Origin of the sequence: Qipengyuania sp. Mu-71 (assembly GCF_036867055.1) — a bacterium.
Taxonomy (GTDB): Bacteria; Pseudomonadota; Alphaproteobacteria; order Sphingomonadales; family Sphingomonadaceae; genus Qipengyuania; species Qipengyuania profunda.
This window is the reverse complement of the sequence record NZ_JBAJHR010000001.1, coordinates 358,126-370,642: the sequence shown is the minus strand read 5'-3', so window position 1 is coordinate 370,642 and position 12,517 is coordinate 358,126. Positions and strand designations below refer to the sequence as shown.

At 65.6% G+C, this 12,517-nt stretch carries 6 protein-coding genes; 3 read left to right on the top strand and 3 right to left on the bottom strand.

The window, feature by feature from the left end; genetic code table 11:
- Positions 1 to 183 precede the first annotated feature (183 nt).
- Together V6B15_RS01770 and V6B15_RS01765 are read left to right on the top strand one after the other, a co-directional pair.
- A complete protein-coding gene (locus V6B15_RS01770) occupies positions 184 to 834 on the top strand; it encodes a peroxiredoxin (protein ID WP_334199793.1) in 651 nt (216 codons plus the stop codon).
- A 75-nt stretch (positions 835 to 909) separates the two neighbouring features.
- A complete protein-coding gene (locus V6B15_RS01765; protein WP_334199792.1) occupies positions 910 to 2,271 on the top strand; it encodes an MBL fold metallo-hydrolase in 1,362 nt (453 codons plus the stop codon).
- A gap of 22 nt (positions 2,272 to 2,293) precedes the next feature.
- Here V6B15_RS01765 and V6B15_RS01760 read toward each other — a convergent pair whose 3' ends face one another.
- From V6B15_RS01760 to V6B15_RS01750, 3 genes are read right to left on the bottom strand one after another with little or no spacing between them, the layout of a single operon-like run.
- The gene (locus V6B15_RS01760) at positions 2,294 to 6,088 is read right to left on the bottom strand and encodes a GMC oxidoreductase (protein ID WP_334199791.1); all 3,795 of its coding nucleotides are present in this window, start codon (positions 6,086 to 6,088) and stop codon (positions 2,294 to 2,296) included.
- Entirely contained in the window at positions 6,085 to 7,521 is a 1,437-nt protein-coding gene (locus tag V6B15_RS01755; protein WP_334199790.1) for a metallophosphoesterase, read from the bottom strand. Before V6B15_RS01755 ends, V6B15_RS01760 begins: the two co-directional genes overlap by 4 nt.
- Positions 7,518 to 8,768 carry a serine hydrolase domain-containing protein gene (locus V6B15_RS01750; protein WP_334199789.1) on the bottom strand — a complete coding sequence of 417 codons (1,251 nt, stop codon included), beginning with the start codon at positions 8,766 to 8,768 and terminating at the stop codon, positions 7,518 to 7,520. Before V6B15_RS01750 ends, V6B15_RS01755 begins: the two co-directional genes overlap by 4 nt.
- A 179-nt stretch (positions 8,769 to 8,947) precedes the next feature.
- On the opposite strand from V6B15_RS01750, the gene V6B15_RS01745 reads away from it, so the two are divergent.
- A complete protein-coding gene (locus tag V6B15_RS01745; protein ID WP_334199788.1) occupies positions 8,948 to 12,514 on the top strand; it encodes a hydantoinase B/oxoprolinase family protein in 3,567 nt (1,188 codons plus the stop codon).
- Positions 12,515 to 12,517: the final 3 nt, after the last annotated feature.

The following is a 12,517-nucleotide window of genomic DNA, read 5'->3' as shown; positions in this document are numbered from 1 at the left end:
TTCGAAAGGCTTCCAATTAGCATTTTCTCCAATTGTACTTCTAGATCAGGCCCCCGCCAAGAGTAAAAGGTCGAACGCAGGGCGCATTTGATTACTCGATTAATGCAATCGTAAATCCGAATTGGACGGCGTTCCGGGCGGCGCGTAGAAGCTGCGCATCCACTCGGAACGAAGGATTTGCACATGAGCCTCCATATCGGCGACACCGCCCCCGACTTCACCGTCGACACCCAGAATGGCGAAATCAGCCTGCATGAATGGGCGGGCGACAGCTGGGTCTTCTTCTTCAGCCATCCGGCCGATTTCACGCCCGTCTGCACGACCGACACGCCCGTCTGCACGACCGAAATGGGCCGCACTGCCCAGCTCGCGGACGAGTTCGAGAAACGCAATGTGAAGCCGCTCGGCCTTTCCACCGACACCGCCGCCGAGCACGCGCGCTGGATCAAGGACGTCAACGACACGCAGAACACCAATCTGGTTTTCCCGATCGTCGCCGACGCCGATCTCAAGATCGCGAAGCTCTACGACATGATCCATCCCGACGAGAGCGAGACGGCCGCGGTCCGCTCGGTGTTCCTCATCGACCCCGACAAGAAGGTCCGTCTAACGATGACCTATCCGATGAGCGTCGGGCGCAATTTCGACGAGATCCTGCGCGCCATCGATGCGCTGCAGTTCAGCGACAAGCACGGCGTCGCGACCCCGGCGGACTGGCGCCACGGCAAGGTCGCGATCATCCCGCCGTCTGTCTCCGACGAGGACGCCAGGGCGCGCTTCCCGCAGGGCTTCACCACGCTGCGGCCCTACCTGCGCACGGTCGCGATCGACTGAGCCTGGGCCAACCCGATCCATTACATGGCGGGATCGGCTTGCGCCGGTCCCGCCTGCCCGTGCTAGGAGAACGAAATGCTGCTCGAGAAAATCAAGACCCCCGGTCTGTCGCACCTGTCCTACCTCGTCGGGTCCGGCGGCAAGGCGGCGGTGATCGATCCCCGCCGCGACTGCGAATGCTATGTCGAAATGGCGCGCGCCGCAGGGCTCGAGATCACCCATATCTTCGAAACGCATAGGAACGAGGACTTGGTATCGGGCGCGCCGATCCTCGCGGCGCTAACTGGCGCGCGGGTCTTGCACGGCCCTAACGCTGCAGCCGATGTCGTCTATGCGGAAACCGCGCGCGAGGGCGATGCCTTCGAAATCGGGCAACTGACCATTCGCGTCCTCGAAACACCGGGCCACACCGACGACCACCTGGCCTTCGTGCTCCATGACACCGCCTATCCCGACGGTCCGGTCGGCGTGTTCACCGGCGATGCGCTGTTCGTCGGCGATGTCGGCCGCACCGATTTCTATCCCGATCGCAAGCGTGAAGTCGCCGGGTTGCTCTACGATTCGCTGCAGAAGGTGCTGGCGCTGGGCGACCGGGTCATTCTCTATCCCGCGCATGGTGCAGGTTCGGTCTGCGGGTCGGGAATGGCGGAACGCGAGTTCTCGACCGTCGGCCACGAACGCGCCAACAACCCGCGCCTGCAATTCGCGGGCCGCGAAGCCTTCATCGATTTCAAGGTGGGCGAGAACCACTACCAGCCGCCCTATTTCCGGCTGATGGAGCGGCTCAACCTCAGCGGCGGCGACCCAGCCCCGCGGGTCATGCGCCCGCGCCGCCTGTCACTCGCTGAACTGGGCGCACTCGAGGTCGATCATCTCGTCGATATCCGCGAGCCGCTGGCTTATGCGGCAGGGCATCTGCCCGGGGCGATGAACCTACCTGTCGGGATGATCTCGGCCTTTGCCGGATGGTTCATCCGTGAGGGCGAGAGCCTCGCGCTGGTGGGTTCCGACGAAGATCAGCTCGCCGCCGCCATGACCCATCTCGTGCGCATCGCGCTGGACAATGTCGTGGGTGGCTATGTCGGTGTCGTTCCCGCCGCAGCGCAGGGGCGCGACATCGCAATGATCCCAATGATCGCAACCGCCGAGGTCGCGAGCCGCCTCGAAAGGCGGCCCGCAGGCTGGACGCTGCTCGATGTGCGCGACGCCGACGAACGCTCGGCCTGCGCGATCGACGGTTCGCAGCACATCTATGTCGGCGAGTTGAACGAACGCTACGGCGATCTCGACCCGGCCACGCACTACACGCTGATGTGCGCCAGCGGGATGCGCGCGACCGTCGCCGCCGGCTGGCTCGCCAGCCGCGGGTTTGCGAAACTCGACGTCTACCTCGGCTCGATGGGAGCGTGGAACGCCGCCGGGCACGCGCCCGCCTAAGACTTCGGGTTTGGTCGCCGCTCTAGGCGATGTCCCGCCGGTGCGCGCCGTGGGCACCGTCGAGCCATTCCAGCTGTTCGAGAATGACCGGCGTCACATCGCGGTGCGCGTTGTGGCCGATGAACAGGTCCATATGGCCGTAATTCGGCACGATCCGCTGCTGGTATAGCTCGGGCTTGTTCTTGTCCTGCAACCAGACACGCGTGCGCTGGCCGCTTTCGGGATAGAACAGCTTGTTGGTCGCACCCGACAGGAAGCTGATCGGCAACGCCAGACGGCGCGCGGCTTCGTCGCTCGTATAGACGGCCTGCCCTTCGGCATCGACCGCCAGTCCCTTGCGCATGACCTCCTGCAAATGCTCGAACGGCTTGAGCGAAACGCGGCTGAACATGCTGCCCAGCGCCAGATGCGTATCGTGACCCAGCTGGCTGTGGTCCCAGCTCGGGCCGAACACGCCGAACACGCGGCGGCAGGTTGGGTTCTTGCACGCCTGCCCTTCCGGCACGGGGATCTGGTAGGCGATGGCGTCGATCTCGTAATCGGCGTCGGTCCCCTGGCTGACAAAGTCGAGATGTCCGTCGAGCAGCGAGATTTGCCCGAGCGTCCCGGCCACACCCAGATCGGCTTTCATGTAGTTTAGCCAGTCGGTTACCGGATGCAGCGTAAGCTGCGAGGAAATCAACGAGCGCACGCCCGACACCCAGCCCGCGCCGATCCCCATCAGCAAGCTCATCGAGCCCACGCAATGGGCGATCGCCTGCACGCTGTCGGCGCCGCTGACCTTGCGGATCCGGGCAATCGCAGCGGGCCAATCATAACGCGCGATATCGTCGATGGTGAATTCGGGCGGGTGTTCGGTGTCGTTGCCCGCATCGGCGCTTGCCCGGTAATCGAACAGCCACACGTCATAGCCCTGCGCCACGAGGCTTTCGGCGAGATTTTCCTCGACCGTCGGAGTGGCGAAGCTGGATGCGCGCACCGAGAAGCCGGGTGCGAGCACCAGCGGTCCGCGCGCACCGCCGCGATAGCGGGTCAGGCCGATACTGGCCCCGTCCTCAGTCGGCACGATATGCTTTTCGGCTGGCGGCAACCGCAGTTTGCGGTCCACAAGCTTGGCCGCATCCTTGCCCGCGAAATCGTTCAGCGTCGCCAGCATCCCGCCATAGGAGCGGAATACGGTCATCGCGAAAAAGCCCGCGTATTTGGCGACGAAATAGGTATCGATCGCCTTCTTCGCGCGCGGGATCTGCTTCACGATATGGGCCACGAGCGTCCCGGTATCGTGCACCTCGATCGTGGTGAGCTGGCGCATGAATTCGTCGATGCCCAGCTTGAGCACTCCGCGGCCGATCAGCTCGCCGCTGGCATCCTCGCCATGGCGCAGCGTGACGAACAGCGTGGTGAGATCGGTCCACGGATCGGACTTGCCGCGCTGCTCGAGCGTCTTGAAACCGTGGAAATGGACCGGTCCCGCAGGACCGTCGAGCACCATGTCATAGAGCATGGTCCAGCTTTCCGCGCGTGCCGGATCGGCGACCAGCAACCGGAAGGTGCCTTCGCGCACCGGTAGCGGATCGGGTGACAGCGCGGCGACGGTGACCGTACCAGTAATGCGCGAACGATGCTCCTTCTCCTCGATCATACGATGGAGGTTCTCGGTCGTCACCGTCAGCCGGAAGTGGCAGTCGCTGCCATGCGTGCGGCCCCATGCCTCGCCATTGGCGTAGTCGTCGCGGATGCGTTCGACATGGCCGCAGGGGCGGTGGTGGCAACCGACATCGCTGATATGACCGGCCATGGTTTCGGTGAAGGACAGGCCGGGAGCCATCGCTTCGGGATGGTCCATCACCAGTTGGCGGATCGCCGCCTTGCCTTCGTCCACCGCGCCGCTTTCGAAGTGCTCGGCGGCCTTCTCGATCCCCTGGGCCACCGGTTCGATCGCATGGCCCGCGACCCATTTGGCAATGCCCAGGCGCAGGCCATCGCCGCGCGTGGCAAGCACCGGCTCGGGTGCGGCTTCCTCGGCCGGGGCCGGTTCGGGCAGCGGCCCTTCCGAACCGAGCGTATAATCGATCGTCCAACCCTGCCTCTGCGCCAGCTTTTCGATCGCGCGTTCGGCCACTGCGGTAATCGTCAGCAGCGGGTTGACGCCGACCGAGCCGGGCAGCGCGGCACCGTCGCAGACATAGAGACCCTCGTGAACATCGGTCCCTGCATTGCCTGCAAAGACACGGCAGGTGTCATCGACCACGCCGCTGGCCGCATCGTCGCCCATGCCGCAGCCGCCGATCGGGTGAACCGTGATCAGCTTCTTGCCGAACGGGTCGCTCCACAGCGGATCGGAGAAATATTGCGCGTCGATCGCACGGGCCGCTTCGGCCATCTTGTCATCGTCGCGGCGGAAGGTGCGTTGTTCGCCTGCGCCCGGCCAGTGGATCGTCAGCCGGTCATCATCGAGCGCCAGCTGGCCGCCCGAATCGTCGACGCTCATCACCAGATAGGTCTGCATGCGCGCCATCGGGCCCTTGTAGGCCCAGTCGGCGATGCTGCCCGGATCGGTCTGCACCGCTTCGCCCATGGCCTTGGCATCCATCAGGCGCGGCTTGACCTGGTCCATGCCGAACCGGGTGAAGCCATCGGCCAGGGCCTCGCCGAAGAAGAACGCCGGGGCGAGCGCGGTGGCGATAATGCCGGGGGCAACGCCCTCCTCGATCACCAGCCCCTCGGTCACATCCCTCGTCCCGCGCATGTCGATCACGCCGGTGATGCAGGGGCCGGGATAGGCCTCCTTGGCGACATCCGAAGCGCCCACGCCGATCGCATAGAGCGGCTGCGCGGTAAGCGTGCCTTCCTCGTCCTTTTCGGCCTTGAGGTAGCTGTCGTAAGCGAAGCCAAGCGCATCGCCATTACCCGAGAAATTGGCCCCCAGCCGGTTGGAGAGCGCGAGCCCCTTGTCGCGTGAGCGCAGCAGGATTTCGGTCGATCCCAGCGTGCCCGCGCCCAGGATCACATGATCGGCGGTGATGCTCGTCGGGCCCTGCGGCGCATCCGCGCCATTGGGTTCGAGGTGGACGCGCCACCGCTCGCCCTCGCGCTCGACCCACAGCACTTTCGCCTGGGTAAAGATTTCCGCACGGTGATTGGCGGCATCGGGCAGGTAGTTCATCAGCGTGGTGTTCTTCGCGCCGACATTGCAGCCCGATACGCAATCCCCGCAATTGGTGCAGGCCGGCTGCGGCACGCCGAACTTGTTGGTCTTGTCTTCGAAAGTGACGTTGATCGGCGTCTTGTAGAAACGCTTGCCCATTTTCTCGGCCGAATGCTCGAGCGCGTCGAGCTTGCCGAGCGTGGGATAACTGTCGGGATAGGGGTTGGGCGCGAGCATTTCGCGGGCGCGCTCGTAATAGGTGTCGATCTCGTGCTCGTCCTCGCGGAATGCAGCGGGCCAATGGGCCTGGTCGAGCAGCCGCTTGTCGAGTTCGAGCGCGACATTGGCGTTGATCAGCGAGGTCCCCCCGAGCCCGCAGCCGACCAGCGCATATTGATCGTCGTTCACATGCACTTCGAACAAGGCGTCGGGCGCACCGATCCGGCCACCCTTGGCGTTGATCTGCATCGCGTCCTGCGCGTCGGCAAGCTTGTTCGGATATTCGCCGGGGAGCCGTTCCTTGCCGCGTTCGAGCACGGCAACGTCCTGCCCTGCACGGGCCAGCCGCGATGCGGCGACACCCGCGCCATAGCCCGACCCGATCACCAGGACCGTATAGTGGGGTTTCGCCTGATCCAGGCTTTTCGCGATGCGCTTCTGCATGGTCATTCTGCCGCCTCCCGCAGGGATTCTTCGGATGTTTCGAGCAGGTGGCGCACCCGCGCATCTGCTTCTTCGACGATGCGCGCATGAACCACGCGCGAAAAATCGGTCCAGTGGCTCGCAGCCCGCTCGACCGCGGCACCGGTCTCTTCGACCAGCCGCGAAACGCGCCCGCTGCCTTCGACCCGCACCGGCGCCATCGTGCCGTCGGTGGGATCGTTGAACAGCCGCAGCGAGGCGACTTCGAGATCGTCGGAGACCAGCATCGCCGCGCAGCCCTGCACGGGCATCAGCGTCGGTTCGTCGAGCACCCAGCCGCCGGTGTTGAACACGCCCACGGGCCGCTCGTAACCGTCCACCATCAGCTCGTCCTGGAACGGCTTGTGCGTATGGCCGAACACGAACTGCAGTTCGCTCGGCAGTTCGCCCAGTTCGTCGCGCAATTGCGCCGCCATGGGCGTGCCGAGATACCAGCCGATATCCTCGATCTCCGCTTCGCCGAGCACATGGCCATAGCCTTCGCGCTGGCGTTCTGCTGCGCGGCCCGCGGTCAAAACGACGGCGGCGCGCAGGAGGTTGTCGAGCGTGATGCCGTATTTGAGCTCCATCGAGGGATCGATGCCGAGTTTCGAATTGAGCCCGCCGGTGATCCGCCGCGCAACGCTTTCTGCAAAGTCATGGCTCGCGCCCGCGCTGAGCATGGTCTGGTAAAGCGATCCGGCAGCCCCGCCGATATCGCCCGCGCTGCCGAGATCGGACCACAGAAAATCGATCCATGGCCCGTTCTCCGCCTCGAGCTGGTGCATGGTCGCAGGCCGCGCTTCGCCATTGTCGAGGAACCCGCGCAGGTTGGACAGCGCGCGATACATGCCGTCGAGATAATGCCCGTGGTGCATCACAACTGCGCGGCCGGTATCGCGATCGGCGAGGCCCCAGTTGGGATAGGCAATGCGCACCGAGGCATCCGCCAGATAGGGGCGGCGCGCGATCAGCGATCCCATCAGGCGGCAACTGTGCACCGGCTGGCCGATGATCGGCGTGATGGGTTCCAGATCGCCCGGCATCTCGCCCGCCTGCAAGGCGGTGATGAAGCGGTGATCCTGCGCCATGCGCCACAGATGATGGTCGTGATTGCCCGCGACATAAACGATATCGCGGCGGAAGATCTCGCGCCCGTTCTTGGGGAAGAAGGCATCGATCAGCTGGAGGAAACTCTTGGACACATCGCCGAACGGCGACAACCCGAGGTCGAGCGCATCGCCGAGCAGGACGAGCTGCGGTTTCTCGCCATCGGCCAGCGTTTCGCGCAGGCCGTGGGCGAAAGACAGCAGCACATCGCCTGGCGCATCGGCGATTTCGCCGCCGCCTTGGACGTTCGTCAGCAGGCTGTCGCGCGCGCCGAGGTGGAGGTCCGACAGGACGATCTGGGCAATGCTCATGCGATGGTCTCCAGGCAGGTGTAGAATGCGTCGCGCACGATCTTCTCGCGCGGGTCGTCCCATTTGCCGGTGCCGAGCTGGTTGGTGATCCAGGCATAGGCGACCCCGTCTTCCGGGTCGGCATAGGCAAGCGAGCCCCCCACCGCGAAGCTGCCGAAGGCGCTGCGGGTGCGGGCATATTCCCACTCATCGAAGGGTTTCTCGAACCCGTGGGAATAATACATGTCGGCAGTCAGGACTTGGTCCTTCAGTCCCTTGCGCGGGCGGGCATGGCCGTCGCACAGCTGCTGCATCACCGCTGCGGTCACCCCCAGTTTCGCGCCGCCCTCGGCGAAGGCCTGATAGAGCGCCGCCAGCCCGCGAGCAGACGCGATGCCGCCCGCCGCCCCCTGGCCGACGCGCCAGAAATCCTCGCAATCGAGCGCCCCCGGTCCGGCCAGCAGCAGCGGATTGTTGAGTGTGCGGAAAGCCAGCGTGCCCGGCAGGCACATCTTGAAGGTCAGCGGCCAGGGCATGGTCGAGTGGTGGATAAACAGGTCCTGCATCCCGAACCCCTCGATCCGGGCAATGCGGCTGCGATCGAAATCTTCGGGCAGGCCGAGAAACACGTCCGCGTTCAGCGGGGCGATGAGTTCGTCGGCAACGAAGCGGCCGAGATTGCGCTGCTGCGGATCGCGGCGGCGGATCAGTTCACTGGCGATCCAGCCCAGCGTATAGGCGTGGTTCCCGGCGTAATCGCCCGGGGTCCAGTGGGGCTTCTGCCGCGCAATGGCCGCGCAGATGGCGTCTTCGTCACCCAGATTGTCGAGCCTGAGCGAAAAGTCGATTGCCGAAAGGCCGGCCTGTTCGGACAATGCCTCGCCCACGGTGACCGCGCCTTTGCCATGCGCTGCGAACTCGGGCCAGATATCGGCCACCGGCTCGTCATAGGCGAACAGTCCGCGCGATACTGCGACCGCGCCCGCCATGCCGGTGATGCCCTTGGTCAGCGAATAGATGAGCGCAACATCGTCGCCCTGCCATTCCCGCGTGCGCACCTTGTCCTGCCACCCGCCCTGCAGATCGACTACGGTCTCGCCATGATGGATGATGGTGCATGCCGCGCCCAGCGCCGTGCGCGCCTGGATCGCGGCGGCGAAAGCATGCGCAACCGGTTCGAAACCTGGTGCGACATAGCCACGCGTCCAATCGGCTGGACCGGTCTGCTGCTGTTGGTTCTGAACGCTCGTGCGGCTTGGCTGTTGCATCGACGACCCCCCGGCTCGATATCGGCGAGATCGCGCTCGCCCTCGTCACAACAGATAGCGATAATTGGTTAACGGCCCGTATGGGTTTGCCGCAGGACAGATGATAGGCGCCCTTGCCGCACGCCGGTTTTACGCGCGAAGCGTTTGAAATGGTTCGTCCGGCGTGCGAAGCCCGCATCATGAGCGGAGAAGCGAGAACGGGCGCATGGCGCTTCGCGGTCGATCGCGGCGGGACTTTTACCGATGTCGTCGCGGTGACCCCCGCCGGGGCGCTGGTGACCGACAAGCTCTTATCCGAAAACCCCGACCATTATGCCGATGCCGCGAGCGAGGCGGTCCGGCGGCTGATGGAGCAATATGGCGCTGCACCGGTCGCCGAATTGCGGATCGGGACCACCGTTGCGACCAACGCCCTGCTCGAGCGCAAGGGCGAACGGCTGGCGCTGGCGATCACGCGCGGGTTTGGTGACGCCCTGCGGATCGGCAATCAGGCGCGGCCCGAAATCTTCGCGCGCCATATCGTGCTGCCCGAACAATTGCCCGCCCGGGTCATCGAGATCGCCGAACGTGTGGGCGCCGACGGCACGGTGCTGACACCGCTCGACGAGGGGGCGGCACGGGCCGATTTCACCGCACTGCGCGCCAATGGCTTCGATGCGCTCGCCATCGTCCTGATGCATGGCTGGAAATACCGCGAGCACGAGGAGCGGCTGGCCGCGATCGCCCGCGAACTCGGTTTCACGCAGGTGAGCATCAGCCATGAGGTCGCCCCGCTGATCCGCCTGATCCCGCGCGGTGATACGACGGTGGTGGACGCCTATCTCTCCCCCGTGCTGCGCCGCTATACCGATACGCTGCAGGCGGGGCTGCCCGACACGCACAGCCTGCGCTTCATGCAGTCGAACGGCGGGCTCGCCGAAGTAGGCGCGTTCCGCGGCAAGGATGCGATCCTTTCGGGCCCCGCAGGGGGCGTGGTCGGGATGGTCGCCGCGAGCACTCCGCTCGGGCACGACCGGCTGATCGGGTTCGACATGGGCGGGACCAGCACCGATGTGGCGCATTACGCGGGCGAATACGAGCTGACCGGCGACAGCGTGGTTGCGGGCGTGCGCGTGGCCGCACCGATGATGCAGATTCACACCGTGGCGGCGGGCGGCGGATCGATCTGCCGTTATGATGGCGGGCGCTTCCGCGTCGGCCCGGAAAGCGCGGGCGCCGATCCGGGACCGGCATGCTATCGCAAGGGCGGACCGCTGACGGTGACCGACTGCAACCTCTTTCTCGGCCGGATCGATCCGGCGTTCTTCCCCCGCGTGTTCGGACCCGGCGGCGACCAGCCGCTCGACCCCGATGCGGCGCGGGCCCGGCTGGAAGCGGTGGCGGCGGCGCTACCCGAGCCGCAGGACCTCGCCGCGATTGCCGAGGGCTTTCTCGCCATCGCAGTCGACAATATGGCCAATGCCATTCGCAAGATCAGCGTGGCGCGCGGGCACGATGTCACCACCTATGCGCTCGCCTGTTTCGGGGGTGCCGGCGGCCAGCACGCCTGCCGGGTCGCCGACGAACTGGGCATGGAGACCGTGCTGGTCCACCCGCTCGCGGGGATACTCTCGGCCTATGGCATCGGGCTGGCGCCGGTAAAGGCGATCCGCGAAGTGAGCATCGTACGCGGGCTGGAAGAGGATTTCTCCGGCGACCTGCGCGCGCTCGAACAGGATGCCCGCGCGGCGCTGGTCGAACAGGGCATCGCAGCGGATGCCGTTACGGTAGAATGCCATGCGCGGCTGCGGTTTGCTGGCAGTGACAGCCTGCTGCCCATCCCCTGCGAGGGGCCCGAAGCGATGGACTCCGCCTTTCGCGCGCTCCACCGCCAACGGTTCGGCTATTCTGATGCCGAGGCGCCGATCATCGTCGAAGCGCTGAGCGTGGAAGCCAGCGGACACACGGGCGGCCTCGGGCATGTCCAGCCTGCTCCGGTCGCCACCTCGGGCGCGGCCTCGGGCACCTGGCACACCGTTGCGCGCGCGGCGATGGCCCCGAGCGACAGCGTAGAGGGCCCCGCGCTGGTGATCGATCCGGGATCGACCACAGTGGTGGAAGCCGGTTGGCAGGCTCAGATCGCCGAGGAGGGGAGCCTGGTGCTGACGCGGACGCAGGCGCTGCGCCGCGACCGCGCGCTGGGCACGGAAGCCGATCCGGTCCGGCTCGAGATTTTCAACAATCTGTTCATGGCCATCGCCGAGGAAATGGGCGTCGTGCTGCAATCGACCGCAACCTCGGTCAACATCAAGGAACGGCTCGATTTCTCCTGCGCGCTGTTCGATGCCGAGGGCGCATTGATCGCCAATGCCCCGCATATTCCAGTGCATCTTGGCAGCATGGGCGACAGCATTGCGCGGGTGATCGAGGCGCGCGGCGCGCGGGCCGACGGGCGCGGGTTCCGGCGCGGCGACGCCTATGTCCTCAACGATCCCTATCGCGGGGGGACGCATCTGCCCGACATCACGCTGATCGTGCCGGTGTTTTATGGCGACGACGGCGACGCGCCCGATGCCTTTGTCGCCGCGCGCGGGCATCATTCGGACATCGGCGGAATCGCGCCCGGATCGATGCCGCCCACCAGCCGCACGATCGAGGAGGAAGGCGTCCTGATCGACAATTTCCTGCTGGTCGACGAAGGCATGTTTCGCGAACGGGCCATACGCGATCAGCTGGCGGCCGGACGCTTCCCCGCTCGTAATCCCGATCGCAATTTGTCGGATTTGCGCGCGCAGTTGGCGGCCTGTTCGAGAGGGGCGGAGTTGCTGTGCCTTGCCGCGCGCGACAATGGCCCGGCAGTGGTCGCAGCCTATATGGACCATGTCCTCGCCAATGCGGAAGAAAGCGTAAGGCGACTGCTCGACCGGCTGCAAGACGGCGAATTCGCCTATCCGATGGACAATGGCGCGGTGGTCAAGGTTGCCATCCGCATCGACCGTGCGAACCGCTCGGCAGTGTTCGACTTCACCGGCACCAGCGACCAGCTGCCCGACAATTTCAACGCGCCGCGATCGATTACCCGCGCCGCGGCGCTGTATGTCGTGCGCACCCTGATCGACGATGCCATCCCGATGAACGATGGGTGCCTACGGCCGATCGAACTGGTCGTGCCGCCCGGCTCGATGCTGGATCCGCAACCGGGTGCCGCGGTGGTGGCGGGCAATGTCGAGACCAGCCAGGTCGTGACCGATACGCTGTTTGCGGCGACCGGCCGCCTGGCCCCCAGCCAGGGGACGATGAACAACTTCACTTTCGGCGACGGGACCGACCAGTATTACGAGACGATCTGCGGAGGTTCGGGCGCGGGGCCGGACCACGACGGCACCAGCGCGGTGCAGACACATATGACCAATTCGCGGCTGACCGATCCCGAAATCCTCGAGACCCGCCTACCCGTGCGGCTCGATGCGTTCGCGATCCGCGCGGGATCGGGGGGTGACGGTGCATTTCGCGGCGGCGACGGGGTGGAGCGGCGGATCACCTTCCTCGAACCGATGCATGCCAACATGCTCGCCAACCGACGGGAGGTCCCGCCGCGCGGCATTGCCGGCGGGCATGATGCCGCGCCGGGCCGAAACTGGGTTGAGCGCGCGGACGGGTCGCGCGAGGATCTGGGGGCTACCGCCAGTGCCGAGATGCAGCCGGGCGATACATTCGTGGTGCTGACCCCGGGCGGCAGCGGGTTCGGCCCGCCCCGCCCGGAGTAGCGT

Excerpts from the sequence above, each read along its gene's own strand:
- V6B15_RS01770 (WP_334199793.1), top strand. The coding sequence starts at position 184 with ATGAGCCTCCATATCGGCGACACCGCCCCCGACTTCACCGTCGACACC.
- V6B15_RS01765 (WP_334199792.1), top strand. The coding sequence starts at position 910 with ATGCTGCTCGAGAAAATCAAGACCCCCGGTCTGTCGCACCTGTCCTAC.
- V6B15_RS01760 (WP_334199791.1), bottom strand. The coding sequence starts at position 6,088 with ATGACCATGCAGAAGCGCATCGCGAAAAGCCTGGATCAGGCGAAACCC.
- V6B15_RS01755 (WP_334199790.1), bottom strand. The coding sequence starts at position 7,521 with ATGAGCATTGCCCAGATCGTCCTGTCGGACCTCCACCTCGGCGCGCGC.
- V6B15_RS01750 (WP_334199789.1), bottom strand. The coding sequence starts at position 8,768 with ATGCAACAGCCAAGCCGCACGAGCGTTCAGAACCAACAGCAGCAGACC.
- V6B15_RS01745 (WP_334199788.1), top strand. The coding sequence starts at position 8,948 with ATGAGCGGAGAAGCGAGAACGGGCGCATGGCGCTTCGCGGTCGATCGC.